The 15432-nt window shown below is 72.2% G+C and carries 18 protein-coding genes; 10 read left to right on the top strand and 8 right to left on the bottom strand.

The genetic code is table 11. From position 1 onward, the window contains the following. The first annotated feature begins 274 nt into the window (after positions 1–274). Together ACFYQ6_RS24895 and ACFYQ6_RS24890 are read left to right on the top strand one after the other, a co-directional pair. Positions 275–1528 carry an immunoglobulin-like domain-containing protein gene (locus ACFYQ6_RS24895; RefSeq protein ID WP_388764994.1) on the top strand — a complete coding sequence of 418 codons (1254 nt, stop codon included), beginning with the start codon at positions 275–277 and terminating at the stop codon, positions 1526–1528. A 102-nt stretch (positions 1529–1630) separates the two neighbouring features. Then, entirely contained in the window at positions 1631–2569 is a 939-nt protein-coding gene (locus ACFYQ6_RS24890; protein WP_388764992.1) for a pseudouridine synthase, read from the top strand. A 12-nt stretch (positions 2570–2581) separates the two neighbouring features. On the opposite strand, the gene ACFYQ6_RS24885 is transcribed toward ACFYQ6_RS24890, so the two are convergent. From ACFYQ6_RS24885 to ACFYQ6_RS24875, 3 genes are all read right to left on the bottom strand, one after another. Then, a complete protein-coding gene (locus ACFYQ6_RS24885; protein ID WP_388764990.1) occupies positions 2582–3211 on the bottom strand; it encodes an MBL fold metallo-hydrolase in 630 nt (209 codons plus the stop codon). Then, positions 3211–4296: an S-(hydroxymethyl)mycothiol dehydrogenase gene (locus tag ACFYQ6_RS24880; RefSeq protein WP_361574710.1), complete on the bottom strand. Its 1086-nt coding sequence runs from the start codon at positions 4294–4296 to the stop codon at positions 3211–3213. The genes ACFYQ6_RS24885 and ACFYQ6_RS24880 overlap by 1 nt, the downstream gene beginning before the upstream one ends. 75 nt (positions 4297–4371) lie before the next feature. Further along, positions 4372–5073, bottom strand: a complete 702-nt coding sequence (locus ACFYQ6_RS24875; protein WP_361574713.1) for an FCD domain-containing protein — start codon at positions 5071–5073, stop codon at positions 4372–4374. A 144-nt stretch (positions 5074–5217) separates the two neighbouring features. Between ACFYQ6_RS24875 and ACFYQ6_RS24870 the strand changes: the two genes are divergently transcribed. After that, a complete protein-coding gene (locus ACFYQ6_RS24870; RefSeq protein WP_388764988.1) occupies positions 5218–5727 on the top strand; it encodes a gluconokinase in 510 nt (169 codons plus the stop codon). 11 nt (positions 5728–5738) lie between these two features. Further along, positions 5739–7136, top strand: coding sequence for a GntP family permease (locus ACFYQ6_RS24865; protein WP_388764987.1), 1398 nt, complete (start codon positions 5739–5741; stop codon positions 7134–7136). A 6-nt stretch (positions 7137–7142) separates the two neighbouring features. Here ACFYQ6_RS24865 and ACFYQ6_RS24860 read toward each other — a convergent pair whose 3' ends face one another. Beyond that, the gene (locus ACFYQ6_RS24860) at positions 7143–7808 is read right to left on the bottom strand and encodes a cytochrome b/b6 domain-containing protein (RefSeq protein ID WP_388764985.1); all 666 of its coding nucleotides are present in this window, start codon (positions 7806–7808) and stop codon (positions 7143–7145) included. Continuing rightward, positions 7750–8601, bottom strand: a complete 852-nt coding sequence (locus ACFYQ6_RS24855; RefSeq protein ID WP_388764983.1) for a molybdopterin-dependent oxidoreductase — start codon at positions 8599–8601, stop codon at positions 7750–7752. The genes ACFYQ6_RS24860 and ACFYQ6_RS24855 overlap by 59 nt, the downstream gene beginning before the upstream one ends. A 106-nt stretch (positions 8602–8707) precedes the next feature. Between ACFYQ6_RS24855 and ACFYQ6_RS24850 the strand changes: the two genes are divergently transcribed. Then, on the top strand, positions 8708–9133 hold the full coding sequence (locus ACFYQ6_RS24850; RefSeq protein ID WP_388764980.1) for an ASCH domain-containing protein: 426 nt from the start codon (positions 8708–8710) through the stop codon (positions 9131–9133). A gap of 200 nt (positions 9134–9333) precedes the next feature. Here the strand turns inward: ACFYQ6_RS24850 and ACFYQ6_RS24845 are convergent, their stop codons facing one another. Next, positions 9334–10989 (bottom strand): FAD-binding dehydrogenase, encoded by a 1656-nt coding sequence (locus ACFYQ6_RS24845; RefSeq protein ID WP_361574728.1) that lies wholly within the window; start codon positions 10987–10989, stop codon positions 9334–9336. A gap of 154 nt (positions 10990–11143) precedes the next feature. Here ACFYQ6_RS24845 and ACFYQ6_RS24840 point away from each other — a divergent pair, with 154 nt between their 5' ends. Genes ACFYQ6_RS24840 through ACFYQ6_RS24825 form a run of 4 tightly spaced genes read left to right on the top strand, consistent with a single transcriptional unit; the run spans position 11144 to position 13281 of the window. Beyond that, entirely contained in the window at positions 11144–12061 is a 918-nt protein-coding gene (locus tag ACFYQ6_RS24840; RefSeq protein WP_361574731.1) for a DMT family transporter, read from the top strand. After that, positions 12048–12578 carry an NUDIX domain-containing protein gene (locus ACFYQ6_RS24835; RefSeq protein ID WP_361574734.1) on the top strand — a complete coding sequence of 177 codons (531 nt, stop codon included), beginning with the start codon at positions 12048–12050 and terminating at the stop codon, positions 12576–12578. The genes ACFYQ6_RS24840 and ACFYQ6_RS24835 overlap by 14 nt, the downstream gene beginning before the upstream one ends. Next, a complete protein-coding gene (locus ACFYQ6_RS24830) occupies positions 12575–12973 on the top strand; it encodes a DUF202 domain-containing protein (RefSeq protein ID WP_361574737.1) in 399 nt (132 codons plus the stop codon). Before ACFYQ6_RS24835 ends, ACFYQ6_RS24830 begins: the two co-directional genes overlap by 4 nt. Beyond that, positions 12970–13281, top strand: coding sequence for a DUF202 domain-containing protein (locus ACFYQ6_RS24825; RefSeq protein WP_361574740.1), 312 nt, complete (start codon positions 12970–12972; stop codon positions 13279–13281). The genes ACFYQ6_RS24830 and ACFYQ6_RS24825 overlap by 4 nt, the downstream gene beginning before the upstream one ends. Before the next feature lie 22 nt (positions 13282–13303). On the opposite strand, the gene ACFYQ6_RS24820 is transcribed toward ACFYQ6_RS24825, so the two are convergent. Both ACFYQ6_RS24820 and ACFYQ6_RS24815 read right to left on the bottom strand, forming a co-directional pair. Further along, positions 13304–14239 (bottom strand): NADP-dependent oxidoreductase, encoded by a 936-nt coding sequence (locus tag ACFYQ6_RS24820; RefSeq protein WP_361574743.1) that lies wholly within the window; start codon positions 14237–14239, stop codon positions 13304–13306. A 36-nt stretch (positions 14240–14275) separates the two neighbouring features. Next, entirely contained in the window at positions 14276–14914 is a 639-nt protein-coding gene (locus ACFYQ6_RS24815) for an NAD(P)-binding domain-containing protein (RefSeq protein ID WP_361574746.1), read from the bottom strand. A 104-nt stretch (positions 14915–15018) separates the two neighbouring features. Between ACFYQ6_RS24815 and ACFYQ6_RS24810 the strand changes: the two genes are divergently transcribed. Beyond that, positions 15019–15360 carry a helix-turn-helix domain-containing protein gene (locus tag ACFYQ6_RS24810; RefSeq protein ID WP_356740202.1) on the top strand — a complete coding sequence of 114 codons (342 nt, stop codon included), beginning with the start codon at positions 15019–15021 and terminating at the stop codon, positions 15358–15360. The last annotated feature ends 72 nt before the right edge of the window (positions 15361–15432 follow it).

Below are 15432 nucleotides of genomic sequence, written 5' to 3'. Positions count from 1 at the left end.
GACGCGTTGAATGGATTCAACGAGCAGGAACCCTAGCGCTCGGGACAAGCGCTTTCTACGGTGCGGACAGTTTCGCTCGACCCCCTTGACGCCCCGGGCCGCCACCCTTAGCGTCAGTCCGATTTCACGGACGCCGTCCGGTATGCCGAACGAAGATCTGCGGCGGCGGTGTCCGCACCCATGTCCCACGTGCGTTCCCGGCACCCGTCGCGAACCCGCGCCGCCCACGCCGACCGCTGGGAGCCCGATGCCTCCGCCCCCCGCCGGGAGCCCGATGCCTCCGCCCCCCGCCGATGACGCCCGGGCCACGGCCCTGGCCGCCGCCGAGCTCACCCCGCACGGGCTCGACGACGTGCGCGGACATCTGACGCTGCCCGGCGCCGGAGCGTTCGGCACGACGGTGGCGTGGGCGTCCTCCGCTCCCGGCGTCGTCGGTCCGGACGGCATCGTGCACCGCCCCGCGCACGGGAAGGGCGCCGCGCGCGTGCGGCTCACCGCGACCGTCACCCGGGGCGGCGCCGACGCGACGCGCGTCTTCACCGCCTCCGTGCGGGAGCTGCCGGAGCGACACCCGTACGCCGCGTACCTCATGACCTACTTCACCGGCGAGGACACGGTGGACGGTGAGCGGATCCGGATGGCGCTGAGCCGGGGGAACGACGCGCTGCACTGGCAGGAACTGAACGGCGGCGACCCGGTGCTCACTTCCGGGCTGGGCACCGGCGGGCTGCGCGATCCGTTCGTCGTCCGCTCCCCCGAGGGCGACACGTTCCACCTGATCGCCACCGACCTGCGGATGTACGGGAACCACGGCGGCTGGGACGAGGCCCAGCGCACCGGCAGCAGGTCGGTCATGGTGTGGGAGTCGGACGATCTGGTGCACTGGGGCGATCAGCGCATGGCCGAGGTGGCACCCCCTGCCGCGGGCAACGCCTGGGCTCCCGAGGCCTGCTACGACGAAGGGCTCGGCGCGTACGTCGTCTTCTGGGCCTCGAAGGTCTATCCGGACCACGACCCGGAGCACGCCGGAAGCACCCACAACAGGATGATGTACGCGACCACCAGGGACTTCCGGACCTTCGGGGAGCCCGCCGTGTGGCACGACCCCGGCTATTCGGTGATCGACTCGACGGTCATCCGGCACGACGGCAGGTTCTACCGGTTCACCAAGGACGAGCGGAACCCCGCGTCGGACACCCCCGGGTCGAAGTTCATCACCGCCGAGACGTCACCCGAGCTGACCTCGGCGTCGTACACGTTCCTCGCCGACGGCATCGGCAGGGGCGCGATCGCGCGCGGTGAGGGCCCCGCGGTCTTCGCGTCCGGCACCGAGCCGAAGTGGTACCTGTTCATCGACGAGTTCGGCGGCCGGGGTTACGTCCCCTTCGAGAGCACCGATCTCGATTCGGGGCGGTGGACCATGTGCACCGGCCACGCCCTCCCGGCGGGCGCCCGGCACGGGTCGGTGCTGCCGGTCACGCGGCAGGAGTACGAGCGGCTGCTGACGGCGTACGCGCCGGTGGGATGATGGAGGACCGGCGCCCGCCCGCGCCGGGCTCGGGGCTGTCCGGGTGCCGGCGCCCCCGGCCCTTCACGCGCCGGGCTCCTGCTGCGACAAGGACCGATGGCCATGCGAGGACGGGTGAGGCCCCCCGCCGCCCCGCTCCCCCAGCGCTCGGGCGTGGACCCGGTGCGGGTGCGGCTCCCGGCGGATCCGGCGGGAGCCTGGCCCACGGTCCGGGACCATCTGCTGGACCGGTTCGCCGGTGCGATCGGTGCCGGGCGGGTGGACGCCATGCTCGCCGAGGGCAGGTTCGTCGGAGCGGACGGCGGAGCGGTGCGGGCGGACGAGCCGTACACCGCCGGGCGTCATCTCTGGTTCCACCGTGACTTCGCGCCCGAGGAGCCGGTGCCCTTCCCCGTCGGCGTCGTCCACCGCGACGACCGCCTGGTGATCGCCGACAAGCCGCACTTCCTGGCCACCACCCCGCGCGGACGGCATGTGACCGAGACCCTCGTCGCCCGGCTGCGTGACGGACTGGGGCTGCCGGAGCTGCAGCCCGCACACCGGCTGGACCGGCTGACGGCGGGACTCGTGCTCTGCGTCGTACGGGCACAGGACCGCGGGGCGTACCAGACGCTGTTCCGGGACCGGCTGGTGCACAAGGAGTACGAGGCGGTGGCTCCCTACGATGCGGGGGTGGCGCTCCCCCGCACCGTACGGAGCCGGATCGTCAAGGAGCGCGGGGTCATCGCCGCGCGCGAGGAGCCGGGGGCCGTCAACAGCGAGAGCCGGATCGAACTGCTGGAGCACCGGGACGCCTTCGGACGCTACCGGCTGCTGCCCGCGACCGGCCGCACCCATCAGCTGCGGGTCCACATGAACGCGCTGGGCCTGCCGTTGGTGAACGATCCGGTCTATCCGGTGGTGGAACCCGAGCCGGAGCACGAGGACTACGGGCGTCCGCTGCAACTGCTCGCCAAGGTCCTGGAGTTCACCGATCCGGTCACGGGCGAGCCGCAGCGCTTCGAGAGCGGGCTGCGGCTCTCCTCGTGGGCGGACCGGTGAACCCCGCCGCGGTCAGTGACCGCGGTTGATCCAGTCGTCCAGCTGCGGGGCCTCGGCGCCGATCGTCGTGGAGTCCCCGTGCCCGGTACGGACCGTGGTCTCCGGCGGGAGGGCGAGCAGCCGGTCCCTGATCGAGTCGATGATCGTCGGGAAGTGCGAGAAGGACCGTCCCGTCGCGCCCGGACCACCCTGGAAGAGGGTGTCCCCGGAGAAGACGGTGTCCAGCTCGGGCGCGTGCAGGCAGACGGCGCCGGGAGCGTGCCCCGGGGTGTGCAGGACGGTCAGCCGGACGCCGGCGACCTCCAGTTCCTGACCGTCGGCGAGTTCGCCGTCGGGGGCACGGTGCGGGTGGGTCTGCTCCCAGAGCGGCAGGTCGTCGGGGTGCAGCAGGATCGGCGCGCCGGTCGCGTCCGCGAGGGCGGGCGCCGCGTCGATGTGGTCGTTGTGCGCGTGGGTGCAGACGATCGCGCGCAGCCGGCGCCCGCCGAGTGCGGCCTCGATCGCGGCGGCGTCGTGGGCGGCGTCGATGACGACGGCCTCGGTGTCGTCGCCGACGATCCAGACGTTGTTGTCGACGTCCCACTCCCCGCCGTCGAGGGCGAAGGTGCCGGACGTGACCAGGTGTTCGATGCGCGCGCCCATCAGAGGACCACCACCGAGCGCAGGACGTCTCCGTCGTGCATCCGGGCGAACGCCTGCTCGATCTCGCCGAGCTGGATGGTCTCGGTGACGAAGGCGCCGAGGTCGAGGCGGCCCTGCTGGTGCAGGTCGATCAGCATCGGGAAGTCGCGCGAGGGCAGGCAGTCGCCGTACCAGGAGGACTTGAGCGAGCCGCCTCGGCCGAACACGTCGAGCAGCGGGAGTTCGAGCTGCATCTCGGGGGTGGGCACCCCGACGAGGACGACGGTGCCGGCGAGGTCGCGGGCGTAGAAGGCCTGCTTGTACGTCTCCGGGCGGCCGACGGCCTCGATGACGACGTCGGCGCCGTGGCCGCCGGTCAGCGCGCGGATCGCCTCGACGGCGTCCTCCGAGCGGGAGTTGACGGTGTGGGTGGCGCCCATCTTCTTCGCCGTCTCCAGCTTGCGGTCGTCGATGTCGACCGCGATGATCTTCGCCGCGCCCGCGAGACGGGCACCGGCGATCGCCGCGTCGCCGACTCCACCGCAGCCGATGACGGCGACGGAGTCGCCGCGGCCGACCTGGCCGGTGTTGATGGCGGCGCCGATGCCGGCCATGACACCGCAGCCGAGCAGTCCGGCGACGGCCGGGGAAACCTCGGGGTCGACCTTGGTGCACTGGCCGGCGGCGACCAGGGTCTTCTCGGCGAACGCGCCGATGCCGAGCGCCGGGGAGAGTTCCGTGCCGTCCAGCAGGGTCATCTTCTGCTTGGCGTTGTGGGTGTCGAAGCAGTACCACGGGCGGCCCCGCAGACAGGCACGGCACTGGCCGCACACCGCACGCCAGTTGAGGACCACGAAGTCGCCGGGGGCGACGTCGGTGACACCCTCGCCGACGGACTCCACGACACCCGCGGCCTCGTGGCCGAGCAGGAAGGGGAACTCGTCGTTGATGCCGCCCTGCTTGTAGTGCAGGTCGGTGTGGCAGACGCCGCACGCCTGGATCTTGACCACGGCCTCACCCGGGCCGGGGTCGGGCACGATGATCGTCTCCACACGGACGGGCTCGTTCTTCCCTGGTGCGATGACCCCTTGTACCTGCTGCGCCATGCCGTGCTCTCCCGTCCCGAATGCCCCGTTGTGCCAAAGATCGAACCCGCCCACCGTACCCGGGCGGGCGCGCGCTCACGGGGCCAGTACGTCCAGTTCGTGCAGGGCGCCGACCGCGATCTCCTTGGTCAGCCGTTCCGCCCCCTCGGCGTCCCCTTCGCGCACCGCTTCGGCGAGCCGGACGTGGAGGGTGACGGCGGCGGGGTCGGGATCCTCGAACATCACCTGGTGGTGGGTCCGTCCTGCGAGGACTTCGGCGACGACGTCACCCAGTCGCGCGAACATCTCGTTGCCGGAGGCGTTGAGCACGATGCGGTGGAAGGCGATGTCGTGGCGGAGGTAGCCCTCCAGCTGCTGGCCGCGCGAGGTGGCGACCATGCCCAGCGCGCATTCCGTGAGCGCGGCGCACTGCTCGGCGCTGGCGTTACGGGCGGCGAGGCCCGCGGCGACGGGCTCGACGGCGGACCGCAGCACGGTGAGCGAGCGCAGCTGCCGGGGCCGGTCGGCTCCGGCGAGGCGCCAGCGGATGACCTGGGGGTCGTAGACGTTCCACTCCTCGGTGGGCCGCACGGTCACCCCGACCCGCCGCCGGGACTCGACCAGGTGCATGGACTCCAGGACGCGGATGACCTCGCGCACGACGGTGCGGGACACGTCGAAGCGCTGCGCGAGCTCGTCGGTGCGCAGAACCCGGCCGGGCGGGCAGTCACCCGCGGCGATCTCCAGACCCAGGGCGTCCAGCACATGCGTATGGAGCCCCTGGGCAGGTGTGGTCATGGCCACAAGCCTACGGGGAGGGGTGCGGCAACAAAAAGTACGACGTTTATGTCACAGCCTCTTGAATAAGTCGTATGTAATGGGTTTCAGTAGCGCGACGGACCGATGTCGCGGACCGATGTCGATGAAGACAGCGAGGCACCAATGAGCACCCCCCACGTCGTCGTGGTGATGGGCGTAGCAGGGACCGGCAAGACCACGATCGGCCCCCTGCTCGCCGACGCACTCGGCGTCCCCTATGCCGAGGGCGACGACTTCCACCCGCCGGCCAACATCGCCAAGATGACCGCGGGCACGCCGCTCGACGACGACGACCGCTGGCCGTGGCTGGACTCGATCGGCCGGTGGGCACACGGCCGGGCGGGACTCGGCGGCGTCGTCAGCAGCTCCGCGCTCAAGCGTGCCTACCGCGACCGGCTGCGGGCCGAGGCCCCTGGTGCCGTCTTCCTGCATCTGACCGGCGACCGGTCACTCATCGAACGCCGCATGGCGGACCGTAAGGGCCACTTCATGCCGACCGCGCTGCTGGACTCGCAGTTCGCCACCCTGCAGCCCCTGCAGGAGGACGAGGTGGGCGTCGCTGTCGACGTGTCCGGCACCCCCGAGGAAATCACCGAACGGGCCGTCGCCGCGCTGCGCCGGCTCGCGAACTAAGGATCACCACCGTGACCAGTCTCAGCGTCGAGATGCTGGCAGCGGATGCCGTCGAGCCCATCACTTCGGCCGGCAACGCACAGCTGGGCATCGCCGTCCTGGCGGGCATCGCAGTCATCGTCCTGCTCATCACCAAGCTCAAGATGCACGCGTTCCTCGCGTTGACCATCGGCTCGCTCGCACTCGGATCCTTCGCCGGGGCCAACCCTGCGAAGACGATCACCAGCTTCACCACGGGCCTCGGCTCGACCGTCGCAAGTGTCGGTGTCCTCATCGCCCTCGGTGCCATCCTGGGCAAGCTGCTCGCCGACTCCGGCGGCGCGGACCAGATCGTCGACACGATCCTCGCGAAGGCGAGTGGCCGTGCGATGCCGTGGGCGATGGTCCTGATCGCCTCGATCATCGGGCTGCCGCTCTTCTTCGAGGTCGGAATCGTGCTGATGATTCCGGTGGTGCTGCTGGTCGCCAAGCGGGGCAACTACTCGCTGATGCGCATCGGTATCCCCGCGCTGGCCGGTCTCTCCGTGATGCACGGGCTGATCCCGCCGCACCCCGGCCCGCTGGTCGCGATCGACGCCCTCGGCGCCAACCTGGGTGTCACGCTGGCCCTCGGTGTGCTGGTCGCCATCCCGACCGTGATCATCGCCGGTCCGGTCTTCTCGCGCTACGCCGCCCGCTGGGTGGACATCGAGGCGCCGGAGAAGATGATCCCGCAGCGCCCGTCGGAGGATCTGGACCGCCGCCCGAACTTCGGGGCGACCCTGGCGACGATCCTGCTGCCCGTCGTCCTCATGCTGGTCAAGGCCCTGGTCGACATCGTGGTGGACGACCCGGAGAACCACGTCCAGCGCGTCACCGACGTCATCGGTTCGCCGCTGATCGCGCTGCTCGCCGCCGTGCTCGTGGGCATGTTCACCCTCGGCCGCGCCGCCGGATTCACCAAGGGCCGCATCACCAGCACCGTCGAGAAGTCGCTGGCTCCGATCGCGGGCATCCTCCTGATCGTGGGCGCGGGCGGCGGGTTCAAGCAGACCCTCATCGACGCCGGCGTGGGCCAGATGATCCTGGAGTTCTCCGAGAACTGGTCGATCCCCGCCCTCCTGCTCGGCTGGCTGATCGCCGTGGCGATACGCCTGGCGACGGGCTCGGCGACGGTGGCCACCATCTCGGCGGCCGGCCTGGTCGCCCCGCTGGCGGCCGACATGTCGACGTCGCACGCGGCACTGCTCGTCCTCGCGGTCGGAGCGGGTTCGCTCTTCTTCAGCCACGTCAACGACGCTGGGTTCTGGCTGGTGAAGGAGTACTTCGGCATGGACGTCCCGCAGACGATCAAGACCTGGTCGGTGATGGAGACGATCATCTCCGTCGTCTCGCTGGCCTTCATCCTGCTGCTGTCGCTGGTGCTGTAGCCGGCGTCACTCCTCGGGCACCCGCCACAACGGGTGCTCGGAACGGGCCCATGGGCGCTCGACCGATCCGGTGCGCATGCCACGGCGTGCCTCCGGGTCGGCGAGCGCCTTCGCCATGTGGCCGGCGAGGACGATGCCGATCGCGAGGGCCAGCCAGTCGTGGACGAAGGTCGCCCCCGTGCGCCACACCAGTGGGGTGAGCCCGGTGAACCACATCAGCAGCCCGGTGCCCAGCATCACGAGGACGGCCCCGGCGATCCACGCGGCGTAGATCTTCTGGCCGGCGTTGAACTTCCCGGCCGGGCGGGAACCGGGCGTACGGTCGCGGCGCAGGGCGGACACCAGCCACCGGCGGTCGTGCGGTCCGAACCTGTTGAGGCGGGAGAGGTCCGCCCGCAGCGCCCTGGAGACCAGACCCGCGAGCAGCGGTACGGGGATCAGCAGCCCGGACCATTCGTGCACGGTCACCACGAGGTGGCGGCGCCCGACGAGTTCGGCGAGCTGAGGGACGTACAGGCAGGCGGCCGTGGCCACGCAGAGCAGCACGAGCCAGGCCGTGGTGCGGTGCACCCAGCGCTCGGCGGTGGTGAATCGGCTGATCCTCGGGGCAAGTTCAGACGGTGGGGGCGTCGTCCCGGCCGTTGGACCGGCCCACCCAGGCGTCGACGTCATAGCCGAGTTCCTCCCAGTAGCCGGGGCGCACGGAGTCGGTGACGGTGATCCCGGAAAGCCATTTGGCGGACTTGTAGAAGTACATGGGGGCCACGTACAGGCGGACCGGGCCGCCGTGGGCGTGTGCCAGCGGTTCGTCGCGCATGCGCAGGGCCACCAGGACGTCGTCGCGGCGCGCCTGTTCGAGGGTGAGGCTCTCGCTGTAGGCCCCGTCGAAACAGGTGAAGCGGATCGCCTTCGCCCCGGGCCCCACCCCTGCCGCGTCGAGCAGCGCGGAGAGCCGGACCCCCTCGAACGGCGTCTCGGGCACCCTCCAGCCCGTCACGCACTGGACGTCACGCACGATGCGGGTCTGCGGGAGGGCCTTCAGCGCCTCCAGGGTGTACGTCGCCGGGCGCTCCACCAGGCCGTCCACGGTCAGGCCGTAGTCGGCCGCACTCTTCCTCGGCACCGAGGAGACGACCGAGTAGTAGCGGAAACCGCCTCCGTTGGGGAGGAGTCCGGTCAGGCCGGTCGGGTCCTTGTCGGCGACCGCGCCGAGTCCTTTCTCCAGGCCCTTCTGGAGAACGGGAGCGGCAGCGACGCCCACGGCCCCGAGACCGAGCATGCCCAGGACGAGCCGACGGCCCACCGGGGCGCCGGGCTCGGACGCGGTGGTCCCGGGCTCGGACGCGGTGGTCCCGGGCTCGGACGGTCCTGGCTCGGGCGGTCCTGGCTCGGGCGGTCCTTGCTCGGGCGGTCCTTGCTCGGGCGGTCCTTGCTCGGACGCGGAGGAAGAGGGACGACGGTTCACTCGCCCATTCGAACACCTGCGGCCTCCCATCACCAGGGCTTCGGGGGTGCGTCAAGCCTGCGACCGCGACGGATGCGGGCCCCGTGACGCGTGCCACACTGCCGCCATGGAGAACCGTGAACCGCTCAAGCCCTACCTCCTCGCCTTCCCCGGACCGCTGCGTGACCGGCTGGTGGCGGCGGTGCTCTCGGGGGAGAAGGTCTCCACGACCGGGCTGCTCGCGGAGTACGAGGCGGAGCGCGAGGAGCTCCCGCCGGTGGGCGAGCGGTCGGCGCTCATCGACTCCGACGGGCGGGAGGTCGCCGTGGTGGAGCTGACGGAGGTGCGGGTGCTGCCCCTGGGGTCGGTGGGACTGCAGCACGTGCTCGACGAGGGCGAGGGGCACACCTCCGTCGCCGAATGGCGGGCGGGGCACGAGGCCTTCTGGCACAGCGAGGAGATGCGGGAGGCGCTGGACGACCCGGAGTTCACGGTGGACGACGACACGATGGTGGTGGCGGAGTGCTTCCGGGTGGTGGAGCGCCTCGTCTGACGCCGGCCGGGGCGCGGGGCCGGGCCGGCCGGCCGTGGTCCCTCGATCCGGGCGCCGGGCCGGCTGGCCCTGGTCCCCCGGACCGGGGCCCGGGCCGGCCGGCCGTGGTCCCTCGACCCGGGCGCCGGGCCGGGCGCCGCGCGCCGCCCGGCCGGGGCGCGCGCCCAGCGGGAACGCCCGCGCCCAGCCGGTAGCTCCGCTCAGCCGGTCGCCTTCGCCGCCGCCCTGCCCGCCGTGCGGCCCGAGAAGATGCAGCCGCCCAGGAAGGTGCCCTCCAGCGAGCGGTAGCCGTGGACGCCGCCACCGCCGAAGCCCGCCGCCTCCCCCGCCGCGTACATCCCGGGCAACGGGGTGCCGTCGCCGGTCAGGACGCGCGAGGACAGGTCCGTCTCCAGGCCCCCGAGGGACTTGCGCGTCAGGATGTTCAGCCTCACGGCGATCAGGGGACCCGCGGCCGGGTCGAGGATGCGGTGCGGTTTCGCGGTGCGGATCAGCTTGTCGCCGAGGTAGGCGCGGGCGCCGTTGATCGCCGTGACCTGGAGATCCTTGGTGAAGGGGTTGGCGATCTCGCGGTCGCGGGCGGTGATCTCGCGGCGCAGGGCGTCCTCGTCGATCAGCGCTTCACCGGTGAGCGCGTTCATGCCCCGGACGAGCGCGCCGAGGTCCTTCTCGACGACGAAGTCCACGCCCTTGTCCATGAAGGCCTTCACCGGGCCGGGGACGTCGGCGCGTGCCCTGCCGATCACGTCACGCACGGACTTGCCGGTCAGGTCCGGGTTCTGCTCGGAACCGGAGAGCGCGAACTCCTTGCCGATGATCTTCTGGTCGAGGACGAACCAGGTGTAGCCGTGCCCCGACTTCATGATGTGGTCGAGGGTGCCCAGCGTGTCGAAGCCGGGGAACAGCGGGACGGGCAGCCGCTTGCCGCGGGCGTCCAGCCAGAGCGAGGACGGGCCGGGCAGGATCCGGATGCCGTGCTTGTCCCATATGGGGTTCCAGTTCTCGATGCCCTCGGTGTAGTGCCACATCCGGTCGCGGTTGATGTGGTGGCCGCCCGCCTTCTCGGCGATGCCGAGCATCAGCCCGTCCACGTGGGCGGGGACGCCGGAGAGCATCTTCTCGGGCGGGGTGCCGAGCCGCTCGGGCCACTGGGCGCGGACGAGGTCGTGGTTGCCGCCGATGCCACCCGAGGTGACGATCACGGCCTGTGCCTTGAGCTCGAAGGAGCCGGTGACCTCACGGCTGCTCGCCGTGCCCCGCTCGGCGCCGCTCTCCTCCAGGATCTCGCCGGTGACCGTGTCCAGCGCCCCGGCCGACCGGCCGAGCCCGGTGACCCGGTGGCGGAAGCGGAGCTGGACGAGGCCCTTCGCCACGCCCTCGCGCACCCGGCGCTCGAAGGGCGCGACGACGCCGGGGCCGGTGCCCCAGGTGATGTGGAAGCGGGGGACGGAGTTGCCGTGGCCGTTCGCGTCGTAGCCGCCGCGTTCGGCCCAGCCGACGACGGGGAAGAACCGCAGGCCCTGTGCGTGCAGCCAGGACCTCTTCTCCCCGGACGCGAAGTCGACGTACGCCTCGGCCCACTGCCGCGGCCAGTGGTCCTCCTCGCGGTCGAAGCCGGCCGTGCCGTACCAGTCCTGGAGGGCGAGCGCGTGGCTGTCCTTGATCCGCATGCGGCGCTGCTCGGGCGAATCGACGAGGAAGAGCCCGCCGAAGGACCAGTGCGCCTGGCCGCCGATGGACTGCTCGGGCTCCTGGTCCAGCAGGATGACCCTGCGGCCGGCGTCGACAAGCTCTGCGGTGGCCACGAGCCCCGCGAGTCCTGCCCCGATCACGATCACGTCGGCGTCGTACGCCATGGGTTCCATCCTTCGGGGGCGGTCGCGCGCAGCGGCGGGCGGGGGCGACAAGTTACTTGTGGGTCAGATCTTCGGTACGCGCCGCGCCCACGTCAACCGTCCGCCCGGTGGCGCCCTCACCGATCCGGCACGGCCTCGGGGCTATCGTCGGACCGTGTCGGTGCTGGTGATCGTCCTCTCGGTTGGCGCCGCCTGCTGTCTGGGCTTCGGCTTCGTCCTCCAGCAGGACGCCGCCCGGCGCGCGCCGCTGCGCGATTTCCTCTCTCCCCGGCTGCTGCTCGACCTGATGCGGGTGCCGAGCTGGCTCGTCGGGATCGGCCTGATGGTCTGTGGCATGGTCCTCGGCGCGCTGGCGCTCGGTCAGGGCGAGGTGTCCGTCGTGGAACCGCTGCTGGCGACCAACCTGCTCTTCGCGATGGCGCTCTCGCGCCACCGGACCGGCCAGCCGCTCGGCAGGCAGGGCTGGGGAGGCCTCGCCCTCCTGGCGGGCGGCGTCACCGCGTTCCTGCTGGCCGGACAGCCGCGCGGCGGGGACGCGGTGACGGCGGCCCTGCGGCACTGGCTGGTGATCGGTGTGGTGGCGGGGCTCGCCCTGCTCCTGACCGCGTGTGCCAGACACCCCCGGACCCGTGGGACCCCCGTGATGCTCGGCCTGGCGGCGGGGCTGCTGTACGGCTTGCAGGACGCGCTGACCAGGGTCAGCGGGGAGCGGCTGACCGAGGACGGGTGGGGGGCGCTGCTGACCAGCTGGCAGCCGTACGCCGTCCTCGTCATGGGGCTGACGGGGCTGCTCCTGGTTCAGAGCGCGTTCGAGGCGGGGCCTCTGCGGGAGTCCCTGCCCGCCCTCACCGCGGCGCAGCCGCTGTCGGGCATCGTCTGCGGGATCGGCTTCCTCGGCGACCAGGTACGCACCGACCCGGCCGCCCTGGCCTGGCAGGCCGTGGGGCTCGCGGCGGTCGTCGCGGGGATCGTGCTGCTGGGGCTGCACCCGGCGATGCCGGAGGGGAGGGACCGGCACGGATCAACGGCCGCCGACCGGTTGATGTTGGATGGACCCCATGACTCCGGCTGACGAGATCCTGGACATTGTCGACGAGAACGACGAGGTCGTCGGGCAGGCGCCACGCGGTGAGGCGACCGCACGCGGCCTGCGCCACCGCTGCGTCTTCATCGAGGCGAGGGACGCGGAGGGGCGGCTCTTCGTCCACCGCAGGACGCCGTCGAAGCTGGTCTTCCCCTCGCACCACGACATGTTCGTCGGCGGGGTCGTGGGCGCGGGCGAGTCGTACGACGAGGCGGCGCTGCGGGAGGCGGAGGAGGAGCTGGGGGTCTCCGGCCTCCCCCGGCCGGTACCGCTCTTCAAGTTCCTCTACGAGGGTCCTGGGCACAGCTGGTGGTCGTACGTCTACGAGGTGCGCTGCGAACTCCCGGTGGACCCGCAGGCGGAGGAGGTCGCCTGGCACACGTTCCTGAGCGACGCGGAGCTGCGCGAGCGGCTCGACGAGTGGGAGTGGGTGCCGGACGGGCTGGACGCCTACCACCGGCTGCGGGAGTTCCGGGCCGGCGGCGGAGCGGGGGGCACCGTATGAGCGGCGACTTCGTGCGGGGGCTGCGGCTGTGGTTCGCGCCCGGGCGGATACGCGAGGAGGGCGACACCCCGGACTACCGCTTCTCCCTCGCCAACGAGCGCACCTTCCTGGCCTGGATCCGGACGGCTCTCGCCCTGATCGGCGGCGGTTTCGCCGTGGACCAGTTCCTGCCGGGACTGGCCTGGGGCGTCCGGACGGGGCTGGCCCTCGGGCTGCTGGCGGCCGGGGTGCTCTGTGCGCTGCGGGCCGTCAACCACTGGGTGCGGTGCGAGCGGGCGATGCGGCGCGGTGAGGATCTGCCGGTCTCCCGCTTCCCCGCGCTGATCAGCCTCGTCGTCGCCGTGGTGGCCGTCGCGATGGTGGTGGTCGTGCTGTTCGGCTGGGAGGGCAGGTGACCGGCCCGGTGCGCGACCCGGGTCTCCAGCCCGAACGGACACGGCTGGCCTGGCGGCGCACGACCCTGGCGTGCACGGTGGTGGGCCTGCTCGCGGTCCGCCAGGGCCTGTACGTCGGGACGAGCGCGGTGGGGGTGCTCGCGGTCGCGCTGAGCCTGCTGGCGTGGCTGGGGTTCCTCTCGGCGGCGCACCGCCGGGTGTCCGCCATGGGGGCGTCCGAGCCGGCCACGCTGTCGCCGCGCCTCGCGGTCACGGCCGCGGGCTGCACGGTCGCGCTCGCGGTGTTCGCTGCGGCGACCGTGTTCTGAGCCGGCGCCCGGCCGTACGGTCTCAGCCGTCCCCGTCCACGGTGACGACGATCTTGCCCCTGGTCCGCCCCTGCTCGTTGAGCCGGTAGGCGTCCATGGCCTGTTCGAGCGGGAAGACCCGGTCCACGTGTACGGAGACGACCCCCTGCTCGGCCAGTTCCGCGAGGTGGGTGAGGTCGGCGGCGTCGGGCCGTACGAAGGCGTAGCGCCCGCCGTAGGAGAAGACCTCGGCGTCCGCGATGGACGCGAGCCGGCCGCCGGGGGCCAGGGTCTCGGCGGAGACCCGGAGGGCCTCCCCGCCCACGGTGTCGAAGGCCGCGTCGAAGCCCTCGGGGTTCACGGCCCGCAGCCGGGCGGCGAGTCCGTCGCCGTACTCCACCGGCTCGCCGCCCAGCTCGCGTACGTAGTCGTGGTTGTGGGGCCCCGCGGTGCCGACGACCCGGCAGCCCGCGTGCCGGGCGAGCTGGACGGCGAGCGAGCCGACGCCCCCGGCCGCCGCGTGGACCAGGACGGTCTCGCCCTCCTGGATCTTCAGGGTGCGGTGCAGCACCTGGTGTGCGGTGAGACCGCACAGCGGCAGGCCGGCGGCTTCCTCGAAGCTCAGGCTCAGCGGCTTGCGGGCGAGGGTGCGCACGGGGGCGGCGACGTACTCGGCGAAGGTACCGCGCGAGAGGAAGTCCTCGCGGACGTAGCCGATGACCTCGTCCCCCACCTCGAACTCGTCGACGGCAGCGCCGGGCTGGACGACGACCCCGGAGACGTCCCAGCCGGGGATCACGGGGAAGACGGCTTCGAGCCCGGCCTGGAGGTAGCCCTCGCGTGCCTTCCAGTCGACGGGGTTCACGGCCGCGGCCCGCACCTTCACCAGGACCGAGTCGGGGCCCACCTTCGGGTCGGGGCGCTCGCCGTACTCCAGGACGTCGGCCGTTCCGTATCTGCTGTAGCTGATCGCCTTCATCCTCCGACGATCGGCGTGGGCCGGGGTCCCCGCAACTCAGGCCGTGACGGCCTCGAAGGGCGGCAGCAGCGTGCGCGGGTCGTGGCCGGAGTGCCAGAGCCCGATGAGGAACGCCGTGGTCGCCTCCAGGTACGCGGCCCGGTCGAGCCCGCCCACGGGCAGCGGGACACAGCCGAGGTCCCGGACCAGGGTCCCGACCGCCTCCAGCGCGCCGGCGTCGTCCCCGCACAGCGGGACGGCGACGGGCCCTTCGGCGAAGGCGGGCGGGTCGAGACGCCACACGGAGTCGGGCAGGTGGTTGAAGGCCTTGACGACCCGTGCTCCGGTGAGGCCGGCGATGGTGCGGGCGGCCCCCGGGCCCGTGCCGGTGGTGAGCCGGAAGCCCGGCCCGACGGCGTTGGTGCAGTCGACGAGCAGCCGGCCGCGCAGCGCCCCGTCCGCAGCGCCGAGTGCCGTGAGGACGCCCGCCACGGCGTCGTAGGGCAGGGCGAGCAGGGTGGCGTCGCCGAAGGCGGCCGCTTCCCGCAGGGTGCCGGCGCTCTGGCCGGTGCGGTCCGCGAGTGCCCCGGCCCGTTCCGCGGACCGCCCGCCGAACAGCACCTGATGGCCGGCCGCCGCCCAGCGTCCGCCCAGCGCTTCCGCCATGTTGCCGGTCCCGATGATGCCGATGCGCATGTCTCTCTCCCCTGAACACCCGTCACGTAGCGTCGTACCGAAGGGGACGTTAGGGGACCCGTTACGCACCGTTCGGTGCCTGACGGGCGAGGGAAGGGGAGCTCATGGACCGACTGCTCGCGGACTGCCGGGCGCGGCTCGGCTTCGACCTGCTGGGCAACACCTGGAATCCCGTCGTGCTGTACGCGCTCGGCGCGGGGCCCCGGAGGCCGGGTGAACTGCGTACGGAGATCGGCGGCATCAGCTCCAAGGTGCTGACCGAGACCCTGCGCAGGCTGGAGGAGTACGCCCTGGTGGAGCGCCGGGCCTACGCCGAGGCGCCGCCGCGCGTGGAGTACGCCCTGACCGAACTCGGCCGGACGCTGCTGGAGCCGATCGAGGCGCTGGGCCGCTGGTCGGCGGCGCACGGGGACGCGTTCGTGGCCGCGCAGGGCTGGGACGACTGACCCACGGCCGGGGCGGGGAGCCGGAGATCACCTCCCGGATTCCGGAAGGACACTGGACGACATACCGACTGG

Origin of the sequence: Streptomyces sp. NPDC005494 (assembly GCF_042872025.1) — a bacterium.
Classification (GTDB): Bacteria; Actinomycetota; Actinomycetes; order Streptomycetales; family Streptomycetaceae; genus Streptomyces.
The sequence above is the reverse complement of the archived record's forward strand: the minus strand, read 5'-3'. Positions and strand labels throughout refer to the sequence as shown.